At 37.4% G+C, this 15417-nt stretch carries 10 protein-coding genes and 4 pseudogenes; 9 read left to right on the top strand and 5 right to left on the bottom strand.

All coding sequences use genetic code 11. The features are described from left to right. Positions 1–393: 393 nt before the first annotated feature. The 5 genes from Q0791_RS21730 (at position 394) to Q0791_RS21710 (ending at position 4183) form a co-directional block, all read left to right on the top strand. Entirely contained in the window at positions 394–1863 is a 1470-nt protein-coding gene (locus tag Q0791_RS21730; protein ID WP_299011159.1) for a hypothetical protein, read from the top strand. Positions 1864–2256: 393 nt separating this feature from the next. Continuing rightward, positions 2257–2421, top strand: a complete 165-nt coding sequence (locus Q0791_RS21725; protein ID WP_299011157.1) for a hypothetical protein — start codon at positions 2257–2259, stop codon at positions 2419–2421. Between the two features lie 31 nt (positions 2422–2452). Next, the gene (locus Q0791_RS21720; protein ID WP_299011155.1) at positions 2453–2839 is read left to right on the top strand and encodes a hypothetical protein; all 387 of its coding nucleotides are present in this window, start codon (positions 2453–2455) and stop codon (positions 2837–2839) included. Further along, positions 2829–3455 carry an HAD family phosphatase gene (locus tag Q0791_RS21715; protein WP_299011153.1) on the top strand — a complete coding sequence of 209 codons (627 nt, stop codon included), beginning with the start codon at positions 2829–2831 and terminating at the stop codon, positions 3453–3455. Before Q0791_RS21720 ends, Q0791_RS21715 begins: the two co-directional genes overlap by 11 nt. 221 nt (positions 3456–3676) lie before the next feature. Further along, complete coding sequence (locus tag Q0791_RS21710; RefSeq protein ID WP_299011151.1) at positions 3677–4183, top strand: hypothetical protein; 507 nt, start codon at positions 3677–3679, stop codon at positions 4181–4183. 190 nt (positions 4184–4373) lie between these two features. Here Q0791_RS21710 and Q0791_RS21705 read toward each other — a convergent pair whose 3' ends face one another. Further along, a complete protein-coding gene (locus Q0791_RS21705) occupies positions 4374–5822 on the bottom strand; it encodes a hypothetical protein (RefSeq protein WP_299011149.1) in 1449 nt (482 codons plus the stop codon). Between the two features lie 209 nt (positions 5823–6031). Continuing rightward, on the bottom strand, positions 6032–8404 hold the full coding sequence (locus tag Q0791_RS21700) for a glycoside hydrolase family 18 protein (RefSeq protein ID WP_299011147.1): 2373 nt from the start codon (positions 8402–8404) through the stop codon (positions 6032–6034). A gap of 700 nt (positions 8405–9104) precedes the next feature. Here Q0791_RS21700 and Q0791_RS21695 point away from each other — a divergent pair. Beyond that, positions 9105–9836: pseudogene (locus Q0791_RS21695) on the top strand (ISAs1 family transposase); the annotation flags it as partial. Between the two features lie 102 nt (positions 9837–9938). Here the strand turns inward: Q0791_RS21695 and Q0791_RS21690 are convergent. Further along, positions 9939–10985 (bottom strand): glycosyl hydrolase family 18 protein, encoded by a 1047-nt coding sequence (locus Q0791_RS21690; protein WP_299011144.1) that lies wholly within the window; start codon positions 10983–10985, stop codon positions 9939–9941. 782 nt (positions 10986–11767) lie between these two features. Between Q0791_RS21690 and Q0791_RS21685 the strand changes: the two genes are divergently transcribed. After that, the gene (locus Q0791_RS21685; protein ID WP_299011143.1) at positions 11768–12718 is read left to right on the top strand and encodes an IS30 family transposase; all 951 of its coding nucleotides are present in this window, start codon (positions 11768–11770) and stop codon (positions 12716–12718) included. A 160-nt stretch (positions 12719–12878) separates the two neighbouring features. Here Q0791_RS21685 and Q0791_RS21680 read toward each other — a convergent pair. Next, a pseudogene (locus tag Q0791_RS21680) lies at positions 12879–12980 on the bottom strand (IS5/IS1182 family transposase); the annotation flags it as partial. A gap of 99 nt (positions 12981–13079) precedes the next feature. Here Q0791_RS21680 and Q0791_RS21675 point away from each other — a divergent pair. Then, positions 13080–13841 (top strand): annotated as a pseudogene (locus tag Q0791_RS21675) (IS5 family transposase). Between the two features lie 27 nt (positions 13842–13868). On the opposite strand, the pseudogene Q0791_RS21670 reads toward Q0791_RS21675, so the two are convergent. Next, positions 13869–14015, bottom strand: a pseudogene (locus tag Q0791_RS21670) (transposase); the annotation flags it as partial. A gap of 146 nt (positions 14016–14161) precedes the next feature. Here Q0791_RS21670 and Q0791_RS21665 point away from each other — a divergent pair. Beyond that, positions 14162–14905: an alpha/beta hydrolase gene (locus Q0791_RS21665; RefSeq protein WP_299011141.1), complete on the top strand. Its 744-nt coding sequence runs from the start codon at positions 14162–14164 to the stop codon at positions 14903–14905. The last annotated feature ends 512 nt before the right edge of the window (positions 14906–15417 follow it).

The raw sequence follows: 15417 nt of genomic DNA, 5'->3' as shown, positions 1-15417 counted from the left end.
GAGCTTATTATGGTTGTTTGGAGTATTTTACCTCAAAACCCTTGATGTGGCTGCTTTATATAAGGGGACACCTAAGCGCATGGACAGAAACTAGGTCAAACATCAGAAAGCTTGTCTCAGTCGAAGAAATTATCCAACGAATCAACTATTAGATATTTCAACTGGTATGGGAAAAGAAAAGCTGAGGGTGGGGTAAGCGAACTTAGGGACGATTTTGACAAAACGGGAGAGTTAAAATCTCCTGAAGAATATTTCGAGGCTCTAGGATTAAAGTAAAAGCTAGAGGATCTAGGGACTATTCTCCCTTTTGATAAAAGCAATATTTTTTACTATAGTAAATTCATATGAAAATTTCTGAAATAATAGTTATGTTATGATAAATTTGAGGTCGATATGACAAAATTTCATAGAGCTTACTTTTTAAGTTTTTCTGGAGAAACAGAAATAGATGGCTCAAAAGGATATAAAAAGTCTTTTTTTCATCAAGGCAAGCACTTAGATCCAAGTTTAGATCAAACAACACGCCAATATCAAATGAGATTATACAATCAAGAGTATAAAACTAGAGATTACATTCCATTAATCAGTAACTCAATACCATTTATTAGAATTAATTTTCCTTGTGTTAGTGATAACACTTTAAAAAAAGTAGCAAAGCAATGCACTACTAATTACCCTAACCTTTCAATTGAACCATCCAATTTATTTCAATGCTTAAGAGTTAGTAAAAATAACAATGAAGATAATATTTCTGTCGCACTTCGAATAATGAAAGAGGCTTTGAATGAAGCAGGACCTTTTACTAGGCTATATATTCTAGCTCATGGTATTGAAGAAGAAGATTATTTACTACAAAAAATTTATTACCCATATGAGAAAAAGAATTTAGAAATTAATACAGGGATTCGAAGTTACCTTTTAGCAGAGTTAATCACTGAAGCTATTCCTAAAGTAGCAAGAAATGATTTTCAAGTAAAATTACTAGCATGTCACCCTATTTTTTTTGCCCAAAAATTAATGGAGAATTTAAATGAATTTAATTTTAAAAAATCATCAGTTATTGCATATAATGAGAGGTTAATAACCTACACAAAAAGTAAACAAAATTATCGAAGAAATAGTATTGATAATAGTTTTTTTATTGATGATACTTTTGGTGAAAGTAAAAAAAAATTCGCTAACAATAAAGATAATAAAATTGTCTTTCATAATTATGAAGATGGCATTGTTCAATATCTCCCGTCAAAAGAGTTTACAGATCGATACCAAAGAGTATTTGAACAAAATTATGTTTTTAAACCTGATCACAATGATTCTAATCCAATATTATTAACAAAGATGCAAAAAGAAGTATTAATGTTAAGAAATAATTTAATAAATTCATTAGATGCATACTTGACATCATATCAACAACGAAAAGAAGATTTTATTCATGGTGCTCATGGAGAATCTGGATATTTACGCGTTCAAACATTTATTGGTGAGTTATTAAAAATACATACTCAACATATTATTAATTCCGATAATACTGATTATCTTATTAATAGTATCATTGTTCAAATCAATGCATTTGCACAACAAATAGGCGTATATAGTAAGTTTAAAGGAACATTTGGATTTTCTGGTATAAAAGTAAAAAATAAGTCAGCTATGACTTATATTTTTAAAGCATTAGAAACTTTCTTTCTATCTTTTCAGCCTATTCAATCCAAAACATTAATAAAATTTGCATGCACAATTTCAAGGAAAAAAATTTCCGCATTACAAATAGAAACAGGCTTACATTTCAGTGATGATTTTTTTCTATTTTCTGATGAAGAAAATAGAAAAAAAGCACTCAGTATATTAAAAACTAATAAATAATATTTATCTTATAAAAAATCATAAAAGTTCAAAAATTGTACAGATTCAACTGAGACATATATGGACGCTCCCGTAGAATCAAGACATAAGTTTCCCAGCTAAGACTTTTTTGTATTGGCATGTGAATGTTGTTGTCTCTTAGTTCGATATTTATTGACTGACTCGTTTTGCATTAAGCGGTTGTACTGGCATCGCTCTATAAAAAAGAGGTGGGTTTAATAAGCCGATGCTTGCGGTCTCTGGTGATTAAAGTGTTTGTAATAGATAACAAAATCATTGATAAACTGTTTTTTATAGTGTTAATCTACTGTCTATTAAAGTGAGAAAAACGCGCATGTGCGCTATGCAAAGGTTAGCAAATCAAGATAAATGGAGATAAACGGAGCTTATTAAATGGATTTTATACTCAATATTATTGCTGCATTAGGGTTAGTGCCGTCAAAAGACTTGGCAGAATCAATGCGCGAATCAAAAACATTAACTCTTATGGTCATCATAGGGCTTGTTTTATTTGGTAGCTTTGCTCTCTTTCTGTTTCATATGGCAGGTAAGCCATGAGCATGGCCTAGAGTGGTAACAAGGAATTTAGATGAAAATGACTTCGCTTCAGGAGCTACACAAGAGCATGCGTGCGATAAATATCGACATGCAGCAGTTTCAAGTAACTTCAGGTGCAATAAGTTTTGACTGTTTGTTCTCGACAAGAGATAAGCCCAATTTTACGCTTTCATTAACATCGAGAGGACTTAACCCCAAGTTCTTCTTGCTACAAGTAAAACCTGGTTATTCGATAGCACCTTTTTTTAAAGGTTTTTATGGTGAGCTTGCTAATTTACTTCGTACAGGTGCTAACTCAGGAAATAAACTAATACCAAAAGAGTTTCTTGAAAATATTAACCTTCAGATCCCTGTGAATGCGGTCACAGTGGGGAATCCATCACCCAGTGAAATGAAAGGAGAACTCAATGAGTGCTGATAGTTTCAAAAATATCATTTTTGATATCGGTAATGTGGTGGTTCGCTGGGCGCCAGAGAAGATTGTGCGGCTGACTTTTGGCGACAGTGACTCTATCGAAGCAATCGAAGCGCGAGTGAAATCCATATTTCAGTCAGAAACATGGCGAGATTTAAATCAAGGTTTGATATGCGAAAATGATGCTAAGGCGCAATATAGGAAGGCTCTTGAGTTTTCTGAGCGAGAATGCGAACGACTGTTTTACTATATCAAACATAGCCAAATTCTCATTTATGGCACAGTTGAACTCATTAAGCGTTGTAAGGCGTCCGGCTATAGGGTTTTTGCATTAACTGACAATGTCCATGAAATAGTGTCCCATCTAAAAGCCGTTTACTCATTCTGGGCCTTGTTTGAAGGAGTGACTGTCTCGGCAGAAGTGGGTTTATTGAAGCCTCACGCTGAAATTTACCAGAGATTGCTTTGTGAGTATGATTTAGCCGCCTCAGAAACTGTGTTCATTGATGATATGCCTTATAACGTAAAGGGGGCGGAGGCGGTGGGGATAACCGCGATTCAGTTTGAAAGTGCCTTTCAATGTGAACAAGCCTTAAAGTCATTGGGGCTTGAATTTTAGTGGCTCATTTTCAGTAGCTCTTTTTTAGCGGCTCATTTTTAGGGCTAAGGATAATCCCATTGAGTCAAGGTGTTATTTTATGAGCACTCTATTATAAGTGATATAGGTTGAAAATTGCCTTTTTTCTGAGTATGTTATTGATTAATTAAGGCTAGCTTATACTTACTTCATAACACAAGCGCTAGCATTACAAGGATTTTTAATGAAAATAGGGAATTTAAATGAAGTTGTTTAGTGTCTTTTTACCATCAATTTTAATTTTGCTGATGTCTTCTGCCGTTAATGCCAATACACAACTTGATGCCAGCGAAGCATTTGATGAAATGAAATCATTGGTTGGTGTTTGGAAAAAAGAAGGGAAAAAGAGTCCCAATTTTTCAGTCATCTTTGAACTCACGGCTAATAACTCAGTGTTAGTTGAAGCTTGGCTTTTTAATGATAAAAAGCATTCCTTTACTATGTATCATCTGGATAATGAGAAATTAATCGCAACGCATTATTGCCCTCAAGGTAATCAACCGAGACTAGCATTGTCAGCTAACTCTACAATTAATAGGTTACGCTTTGAATTTTTTGACGCCACTAATTTGGCCAATTTAAGTCACTCTCATCAGCATTCTTTAGGCTTTGAGTTTTCTCATGATAACAATAAAATGCTGAGAAAAGAGTCCTATTTGAATGGTGTTAAGGAAGATTTTTCAGAGTTACAGCTAGTGCGCAATCAGTAGCGGTGCTTTATCAACTTTTGTCAATATTTGTAATATAAATTATTCAGCTAGAGGCCTTGTTAGTCCTTTGTGTGTTTGTAGTAGTTGTTATAGTTGCTTCCTAAGTCTATACAATGAGCATAGCAGGCGTTATTTGGAATGAGATTGAGCAGTGTGGTTACTAACCTTGATATTGTTTGTGTTATTGATCTCATAGTGATCTTCTTGTGTTTTCCGTTTCGTTTTTCAGTGCCAAATAGAAAGCGTCAACGGCGTGTTCTGGCATGCCAAAATAGGTATAAAAGTTGTGGCTATTGGGCTTTTTATTAAAGGCGTTAATAATCGTTTTTTTTATATTTTCAACTTGATAGGCTCTATCGGCCAACCCGTGTTCGATGGCATCATTGGTATAGTTTTTAGTGATGAAAATCACGTTTTTAGGAACGCTCAGAGCAGCGGTGCCCATGGAAGATTGATGCACAATAAAGACTGGGCTGAGCCTAGTTAAACAATAAGTGGAAATTTTATGGGGATCTACGAGTTTGACATTGTGCAGTGTGCTGTTATTGAGTATGGCTGCTTGTTCAAGGTGGCCTTGTGTTTTTGGATGGTAAGTGACTAATGCTTCATATTGGGGCAGTTGTGCCATGGCTTTGACGAATTGTATAAAGGCCTTTTGGTAACTTTGAGAGGTGCCACCTGCAAAAATGACCGTTTTTTTAGAAGGATCAATATCGAGAAGCTTGAACATTTGTTGCTCGGTTGGGCACGTGGTGATGAAGGGGCTTTTTGTGATCTTATTGGCATTGACATTGACATTGGCATTGGAATTATTCGCTGTTTGCTTATTTTTGTCCTTTAAGGGGGCGCTGCTATCAATAAAATGGGGGGATGCTTGCCATAACATTAAGGCGGGACTTCCTACAATATGAATGGCTTTGTTAATATTCTGAGATAATTTTTTCGAATTAAAATGATGAATAAATGAGGCTTTAATACGTTCATTTGGAATGAATAGGGCGTTCAAAGCATGATCATCGAGTTGATGTAAAAAAGGGGTGGTGTAGTGTTCTGGGTAGCGCACTTGTCGATGGTGACTGTTTGCATTCACAAGGGGGCTAAGTGCAGGATAAGGGTCTAAGTTGTCATAATAGGCGATGATACGTGTTTGTTTAGTGTTTTTTTCATTGCTATCACGACTTTTACTGATATGGTACGTATCATTTTTGTAAGCATTAATGATTTGTGCCAGCGCTGCGCTGGACATGCTCGAGACGATGACATCGGGAATGAAGTCTGCTTGTTTCATTGCATCGAATAAACAATGTAAGCTGCTTTGGGGTAATAATTGACTTCGATTGGCGGTTAGCTGACTGTTTTGTTTTTTTGATAAACACTGGCTTGAATGGGCTAGGTTTCTGTTAAATGAGCTATTGTTAAATGAACTACCGTTAAGTGAGCGATTGTTCAATGAGCGATTGTTGAATAAATCATAGGCCTTACCTATGGCGATAACCTTGTATTGATACTCGGCTGGCATATGATCGATGAGAATATTAAAGTTATTGGCATCGCCATAATCAAAACTCAAAAATAAAATTTGCTTAGCTGGAGCCGCGAAAGCGCCACTTGAACCTAGGCTCAATAAGATTAAAGACAATAGCGTTTTCATTGAATGGGAAACCGACTGTCGGTTATGGAAGTATGGTGATCAGTATAATGAAGAAACCTTAAATGTCGATATTTTGAAGCTGAGTCTTGCAAAAGCGTCTTACAAAAGCCAATAAAGCGCTGGGTGCTGATGAATGAATAGATAAAAAAGGAAAAGCTTGTAGGCTTTTCCTTTTGATCTCTTATTGCGAGTCGTGCTTACTCGTTATTTAGGTAATTATAACCCTGATGGAAGTTATAGATAAGTGAGTTGCTGGTATCTGTGTAATCCGAATCACCATCCACCGTCCACATAATGACGCCGCCTAAGCCTCTGTCTTTGACATATTCACCCAATGATTCAGCATCCGCTGCCGAAGTGTAGGTGATAAAGGTTTCAGATCCACTATTGACTGTACTGGATACACCGACAGAACTGATATCGGTTCCATTTGACGTCTGATCGAATACTACAGTGGGATCGGGTACGTTCCAGGTTCCACTGTTGTATAATGTGGAACCAATGTAATAATCTTTATCTTTATAGTCATCATGGACTTTCCAGTCTTTGCTGGTAAAACTGCTATCGGTGGCGATATCGTTAACAATATAGTTATAGGATAAAATGCCACCACAAGGTGTGCCTGCCGTTGAGGCATTGGCCAGAGACGTATCGCAGTAGGCGTAGTCATTATCACCGGCAACAATTGTGGCGTTGTCGATGGATTGATATAAGCCTGTGCCATAGGGATCCGTCGCGTTGTCATTACCTTTGTCACTAGCAATGCCGTTGTACGCGCGGCCATAGGCGGCAATGCCGATATTAACCTTTTGCAGATCCTTTGAACCTAATTTATTCCAGCTATCTACCGTGCCGTTGCCCGCATTTAAATATCGAATGGCCCCATCGGTTGAAAAGTCTGCTTCTGTGCTGGTTGAATCTGTGGCGACATCGGTATATTCATCAAAAGGATTGACGTAAGCCGTTGTATTATCATCAGAGCCTGTTTCAGTCTGGTAGTCGCTGTTGTCATAAGTGAACAGGTTGTTGTTAAACCCTGTATAACCATAGCTACCATAATCCCAGGTACCATGGAAATCATAGCTCATGAGGTTTAAGTGATCTAATCCATTATCGAACCAAGATTGAATATAATTAAAACCTGAGTCAGCATCGTCATTACCCATTAAGCCGAGCAGCATATCAGGATTGGCTTGTATGGTGATTGACACTTCTAGACCCAGATCATGTATTTGTCCAACCAGATTTTTTCCATAACTGTTACTGTGGCCGTTAACGTCTTTGGTATCGGCTAGTGCTCTTAATAACAAGCTGTTGGTATATTCACTGCTGGGAGAGCCAAACTCAATATCTAAGTCGACGCCTTCAAGCCCTTGATCTTTTAAATGTGACAGTACCTGAAGGAAATTTTTAATATTTTCATCATTGTTACTAAAGGATTTGCTGGTGATTGCTGTTGTGGTTGCAACGTCACTATCGGATGAGACAAGACGATCCATAAAGTCCATGTAGGTATAGCCACCCACAGAGATATAATGTTTTAAGTCTCCAGCGCTGTTATTGACTGCTAAAAAGGCATCAAATGAACCGTAACACACATAATTACAGTAACCATATTGACTCTGATCCCCACGATCTGTTGCTGTGCCAGTGGATGCTTCAGTTGATGAGGCACTATCTTTGTAGCAAACTTGGTAGCCGACAGTGTCATCTGTATTGCTGGTATCGCATAATCCACCACTGCTCCAGTCATCATTGGCGAGATCGGCCCAGCCATCATTGAAGACAATAACACCATTACTTTCCGGTAGTATGAATCCATAGGTAAGGGCCGACAACCCTTCTACCATGTCGGTGAGATGGGCATTGGTTTCTGATGCGGTTGAAAGTGCTGCGACAATACCATCTTCATTGTAAGCAGGAAAGCCGCCATTAGCTTCATTGGAGGTATCGTTGCGATCGGTAATGCCGGGTATATTGTACCCAGGCTCGGCAATGGCTTTTCCACTGGTGGACTGATTATTGTTTTGATAGCCTTTGTAATTGGCATAGTACCCCATAACAAAGCCTTCTGTGGTATCTGAAGTATCAGAGCCACTACTGCTATCCGCATTGACGCTAAAACTGACACTAGTGGATAAGCTGGTGCCGCTGCTAAGTGTTGTGTTTAATGCGATTGTGCCTGAACTGTCTTCTTCAACAGAGTTTGCTGTAACATTTCTAATGGTACAGTTATCTTCACCACTGGCAATGGTACAAGTGCTGCCACCGCTAAAGGTGAGTAGTCCATTGCTTTCAGTGGCTGTGATGATAGTTTGTGCTGTTGCGTCTGCATTTAGCGTGGCTGTGATTGTGGTGGTTTCACTTGCCGATAAGCTACTGGTTGATAAACTGCCGGTTAAGCTCGTGGCTTCAGTTGATGAGCCATCATCGGATGAACTACCACTATCATCGGATGAACTACTGTTATCACTACTTGTGCTTGAATCGTCACTGCCACCACAGGCTGTTAGCTGTGTTGAGAGTGCAATTAATAATATATAAAGAAGGTGTCTTATAGATGGTTTCATCGTTATAACCTATAAAATATATATGAGAAGCTTAACTGTACATGGATTATTCTTATCATTATTTACACGTTTAAATAACGGTTTAATATAAAAATAATGTCAATGATGAGTTGAGCACGTTTTTTACAGCCTTTAAAACAATAAAGGTGACTCAATCGATTAATCTTAATCTTTTATTATCTGCTGATGATTAATGCGCAGTTTAAGTTTTAAAGATTAAAATTGTCATGGTGAAAATATTGTTTTATTAATTCAAAATCAATTAAGATGACTTAATTCTGCTCTTTATTTACGTAGATTTACATTGATGGTTGTGCGGTATTAGTATTTTATTGCTTTTATTCAATGGATTGAGCTTTTTATTTGGTTTGAACTTATTAACATTTTTAAACTTTTTATTTCATTTACATGTTTAATAATTTTTCATTAACAGTATTAATGTTGCTTGTTTTTAAATCCGTCACCATTTTATGGTAAAGAAAAATAAATAGTAACATTGGCGTCTACTGGTCTTTAACATTTATAACTGGGCTACTCTCATTGTTGTAAGACTTAAATATTGATAATGTGAGATTTAAAATTATAGTTGTTTATTAATTCTTTTAATGAGTTGTCTTTTATCAGTAATTTATTAGTAATAAAAAAGCTTGTATTCTTTTTTCAAATTACCAGTAGCTTCAGGGCGGGATCACACTCTTAATTTGATATCAATACCGGACTTGCCCTTTATCAAGAACTGAGTTCGGGCAAAGGAAAAGAAATAGCAACAGCCAAATCCTTACTCAATATGTTAGACATTGATAATGCATTGATTACGCTTGATGCACTCCATGCTCAGGCCGACACATTAGCCGCCATTATTTCAAGGAAAGCCGATTATTTAATCCAAGTTAAAGGTAATCAAAAACGCTTGTCTCAAGCGGTACAAGCTCAATTTACCAAAGCCTTTGGAACAGATGATACAGTGCCTCACTTTTCAACAACGCATAAAGGGCATGGACGAGAAGAAACCCGTATTACTTACCAGCTGCCCTTTATTGTAAGTGATGAGATAAAGAAAAAATTGCCATCAATTAATACAATCGTTGCAGTAGAGCGACATCGTAAAGTTAAGAATAAAACAACCATTGACACCAAGTTTTATGTTTCATCCCATGATGTTGATCCCGAGTTTATGTCAACAGCAGTCCGTGGTCATTGGCAAATAGAAAATAACTTACACTGGATATTAGATGTTGTTTTTAAAGAGGATAGCTGTCGCGTTCATGAAGCAAATAGTGTTGAATCATTGCTTATTTTGAGGCGGTTAGCATTAAACCTTGCTAAAATGGAAACAACACAAAAAAGGAGTATGAAAAGTAAATTAAACCGCTCTTTACTCAGTGATGAGTATCGAGAGCTGCTTATTTTTGGCCATGTTAAAGGGCAATAACAAAGTATGCTCTTGCCCTATGTTAACTTAGCAATATTTAATAATGCAAATAGTAAAAGTTGAGTGAGAAACAGTTTTTAATTGAAACTAACAGCAAGCATTTTACTCAGAAGCTGTGTCAGAGGTATTGTCTGAAACATGATCCACTAAACCATCAGCTAAAGTGCTATAGGAAAAGTTATAAGTATCGGCATTGTCACTGTCCGTATTATAATCATAGATAAAGATGCCCTTTAAACCATTTTCATCCACATAATCAGCAACACTTTGAATATAGGCATCATCAATATTAGCCATATCATCAGATTCATCAACATCTAACCCGATATTGAGCTGACTATAGTCGATGCCTAAATCATGATACGACTCAACTGCAGATGTTGTGTAAATCGCTGCGTTTTCTGATGTCACATCCCCCCAAGAATAAGACATTACATTGTAGTAATCAAAATAATCCGTGAGATCATAATCCCCATCGGCATTAAATATCCACGTCATATAGCCAAAGTTAGTAAAAGTTTCAGCCCATGTACACACAACATTATCGTTTGTAATATTACCTGAATCGTCTGTCGAACAACCGGCAATATTAGGCAGATCCATTGAAAGTTCTTGACCATTACTTTTTAATTGGCTGCTTAATTCTTTGATAAAAGTCGTGAAATTAATTCTAAACGTCGTGGAGTTACTATCTGGCTCATCTTCAAAATCAATATCTATGCCTTTTAGGTTTGAATCGCTGGCAATTTGAGCAAGAGTATCAGCCATTGTGATAATGGTATCTGAATCAGTATCACTATCACTAAAATATGACCATCCATCCGTTTTATTCGTTGAACCACCAAAAGAAAGCATGAACTCAGAACTGTCTCGTCCAGTAGTTGCAATGTAATCATCCACAAGCGTACTGGTTAATGTGACACCATAGTCTGATCCCCCCCAATAAAAGGTATCGTCTTTGTTTGTCACAAATGCAATATTTTTTGTTCCAGTGAGTGATGCATACGGTGATTCTGTTAATATTGCTCCTTGAGTATCCCCCCAATTAAGAACAAACCCAGAAATTTGTTCTGAAGTATAAGCATATAAATTATAACTGTACAAAGACAGAAAAATAGAAAAGGCGCCTTTTAAAAAGTGATTAAACATATTATTTCCTAAATTAAAATCGCAGAAAGCGAATTATCGACTCTATGAACAACCATTATAAATAATAGATTTACTATTCCACTAAATGAAGGGGATAACTAACGACCCATTCTAAAAGTCATGCAATAAAAGAAAGAGAAAATTTTAATCTTTACCGTTATTGTTTAATTATCACCAAATCATCATCATATTTGAAAATTATTTTTAACTTTACCCATCCAGTACCAAGCATTTATTAATCATTGAGGCTAAAAAGACTAAATTAAAAAACAATCACAATAAACAATAAAAAGGTAACTTTACACTTCAACACTAAATATCAGAAACAACACCACAACTTAATCAAATAAGATTTACATAACAAGCTAATAAAAAGCACCTTTTAAGTTTGTTATTGCATTTATCACTATATATATTCTTTAATAACAAATTAAACATAACCCATCTTATCATCCTTGTAATATCAACAACAAAAATAATTATACCAATAATAATTAACGATAAAGCATTAGTAATTATCCATTACAAGCGAAAATAAATAACAAAAAAATAATAAGCAAGGAGTATATATCTTAACGAAAATTCATTTCCAATATAAAAAATCTAATTTATCGCAATATCTTCGGGATTATTTAGAATAAAAATATGAGGGATCTTTAAGGAGTTGTATGGTGAAACCTAAATTCATATAATAAGTGCAATACTCATGGGTGATAAGATGATGAAGAGCCAACTGCTGGTAGTGGTATGCTTTTCATCGCCAAAATCAAAGCAGAATGACCATGAGCTACCAACAGTTGACCGAAGGAAAAAGATATCAGATTTCAGCATTACTTGCTAAAGAGCATTCAAAAGCAGCCATTGCCCGAGTGCTAAATGTTCATCCTGCAACAATTAGCCGAGAATTGGCAAGAAATGGTTCGAAGCAGGGTTATGATCCTAAGCAAGCACAGGCTCTCGCAACACAGAGAAAGCAAAATGCAGCGAAATATACAGTCAACAAATGCACTGTGATTTTCATCGAGTGGATGCTAGAGCGGCAATGGAGCCCAGAGCAAATTAGTCATATTGCCAATAAGATAGATATTTCTGTCTCGCATGAATGGATTTATCAATATGTTGCTCAGGATAAAGCCAATGGTGGAACGCTTTACACGCACCTTAGGCAAGGACATAAAAAGTACCGTAAAGGAAAGTATAAAAAACGCCGCAGTCCGATTGTTAATGCGGTATCCATTGATGAGCGTCCAGAGATCGTCGATAGCAGAGAGCGACTGGGTGACTGGGAAGCTGACACGGTCATTGGCAAGCGAGGGACCGGTGTTTTTGTGACATTAGCTGAACGAAAAACCCGTTTTTATTTAGTGAAGCGTGTTGATAGTAAACAGGCTGATGTGGTTAAGGACGCACTGATAGCCATGTTGAAGCCCTATAAAGACTTTGTTCATACTATTACGTTTGATAACGGTGGTGAATTTGCTAAGCATGAAGCAGTTGCTGATGCACTGGATGCTAATGCCTATTTTTCTCATCCTTATAGCTCTTTTGAGCGCGGCTTAAATGAAAATTTTAATGGTTTACTGAGACAATACTTCCCTAAAGGCATGGATTTAAGCGAGGTGACAGAGGAGGAAGTGAAAGCCGTTCAAGAGCGGTTAAATTTAAGGCCAAGAAAATGTCTTGGTTATAAGCAGCCTAAAGTCGTATTAGAGGAGCTACGACAGGCTGCGTAGGGGAGTATTGCACTTGCGAGTTGAATCCGCCATTGACACTTCTAGACCCAGATCATGTTTTTGTCCAACCAAATTTGTTCCAAAACTGTTACTGTGACCGTTAACGTCTATGGTATGGGCTAGTGATCTTAATAACAAGCTGTTGGTATCTTGAGCGTGCGCCAGCACTATGTTGGTGAACTTTGACTATACTGTCATCGATAAATATCCATTCAAAATCAGGCGTTGAAATTAATTTTTTAAAAAGTCGCTGCAAAATCCCTTTACGTGACTAGAGGGTGTTGATCTTTGTTCAAAAAGAAAGCGGCATAGCAACAAGGTATAATGGTTTCGCCAAAAATCAACATACCAAGAGGTTGCTATGCCAAGAACAATGTTATCAGATAACGCATGGAATAAGCTAAAAAAATTACTTAAAAAAAGCGGCCGTGTATATAACAAATATGAACACAGGAACACGTTTGAAGGTATTTTGTATCGCATGCGCACAGGCATACCTTAGCGAGATTTACCCAGGGAATTTGGTGATTGGAGTACGGTGTTCCGACGTTTCAATTTGTGGTCACAGAAAGGTGTATTAGACAAACTGTTCCGCGATTTAAGCACAGAGAGTGACCCAGACTGGTTATTTATAGATGGCAGTATAGTCAAAGCGGACCAAGACAGCAGCGGTGCGGCCAGTGATGATACACAAGCGATAGGAAAAAGCCGAGGGGGAAACTCGACAAAAATCCACCTTGCTGTGGACAGTGGTGGCTTACCCGTTCATTTTGAAATATCGGGCGGTCAAGTCAATGATATTGTTCATGCTGAAAATTTAATTGCCCATAGTCCGCTTGCTGGTAGTGTGATTTCGGATAAAGGCTATGACAGTGAGGCATTGCGTGAGTTTATTGAGAAGCGAGGAAGTCGCGTTTATATTCCCAAAAAGAAAAACAGTAACACGGGTAATATTGATATGGATTGGTGTTTATACCAATATCGCCATTTGGTCGAAAATGTGTTTTTGAAGATCAAAAAATACCGAGCCGTAGCAACAAGGTACGATAAACTAGCAAGAAATTATCACAGTGTTATAGCGTTAGCATTCATTATGATATGGCTACCTATGCACTGCGATTGAAAAACAAACAAAGATCAACAGGCTCTAGAGTAAAAAGCGTCTGAAAACAGTATTCCACAAACCAAATGACTCAGGTAAATCTCGTCAAGGGCAGCCGACACGCATCCGATAAAGAATAGCTTCCATCGTATTTCTATGTTCAGGCTTGTCATATACACGGTCTTCAAGCAATATAGCTTGTCGCTTAGATCAGTGTTCATCTGTGAGCATTAATCTGGGCATTGGCAATTTCGTTAAGGTTTTTGGCGAAATTATTATGCGAAATTGCCCACCTTTTATTTACTCACAAAAGATCAACACGCCCTAAACAAGGAAGTCATGTGTCTATTTTGCAATCTATCTGGCTGTGCTTGACTGGAAAAAGCAAGCCATCTCAACCAAACCCATCTTTACAAAACCCATTCCAACAAAAGCCATTCCATCAAGATCAGCCTTGCTATAACAAAGAGGCAGTTCATGATAAGACGGCGCTGATTCTGGATATCCATGAAAATCAAGTGCAGGCTCAGCCCAGTTTAGTCATTGCCATTCATGGTGATGTGCCTTTTGGCCCAGTAGGCTATCACAATCGTTTTGCCAAAAAGCTTAGTGATGCCAGTGTCAATGTGGTTTCGGTAGGCCTATTGCGGCCAGGATATAAAGACGATAAAGGCCGCCGGTCAGCGGGGCGAAAAGGCTGGTCGGTGGGGGATAATTATGATCATAAACGTATTGAACAAATCGCTTTGGCGATTAGGGCATTGCAACAGAAATATAAGCCGTCAAAGACGATTGTAGCAGGACATTCAGGCGGAGCTGCGATCACGGCTAAAATGCTCGGGTATTATCCTAGTTTAATTGATACTGCTTTTATCGTGTCTTGTCCTACTCATATTAATGAATGGCGAGATCATATGTTTAAGTTGTCTTTTAATCCGTTGTTTATTGGAAAATTAAACAGGGTGTCTCCTTTTCAGCTGATTGATAAAATATCCAGCCACGTTCATGTTCATGTGTTTTGTGGCGTTAATGATCCTATAACACCCGCTTATTTTAGTGAATGCTATGTTACTAGGGGATGTTAAACTTTAGTGGTTAAATTATGTCCGAGATAAACGTGTTTTAATCACGGCGTAGTGAGTGCAGCCTAGTCTTCTAAGCAAATTCGCTACAACAAAGAGTAAAACACGTTTAGCCGGATCCTACGGACAGCGTTTGTGGCGCCTTTTTACAGCGTTATCGCTTATTCATGTAGAATAACTACACCACATAAGCTCTGCCTTGTATAAAAACCCCACAAACTGCTGTAGAAATCATCACCAAAGTTCAACAGCCCCTAACTAAAACAAGCAGGTAAGCATGTTCGCTATGATGTGATTGAAGGCGATCATGCTATTTTTATGCATCCTTTTGTATTAGCTGCTGTGATTGAGCAGATCCGGAACCCTATTATAAATTCACCTTGTCCCCTTCATTCATAATATACATTGGCACATCAGAATGTTGCGTCTTGTGCATGTGTAATACCAATTCTATTATATAGATGATCAATTCAGAGCTTCTCAGGCTTTTCAATTCAAGGCGCATTTATGCTGTA

It is taken from the genome of uncultured Shewanella sp., from assembly GCF_947495455.1.
GTDB lineage: Bacteria > Pseudomonadota > Gammaproteobacteria > Enterobacterales > Shewanellaceae > Shewanella.
The sequence above is the reverse complement of the archived record's forward strand: the minus strand, read 5'-3'. Positions and strand labels throughout refer to the sequence as shown.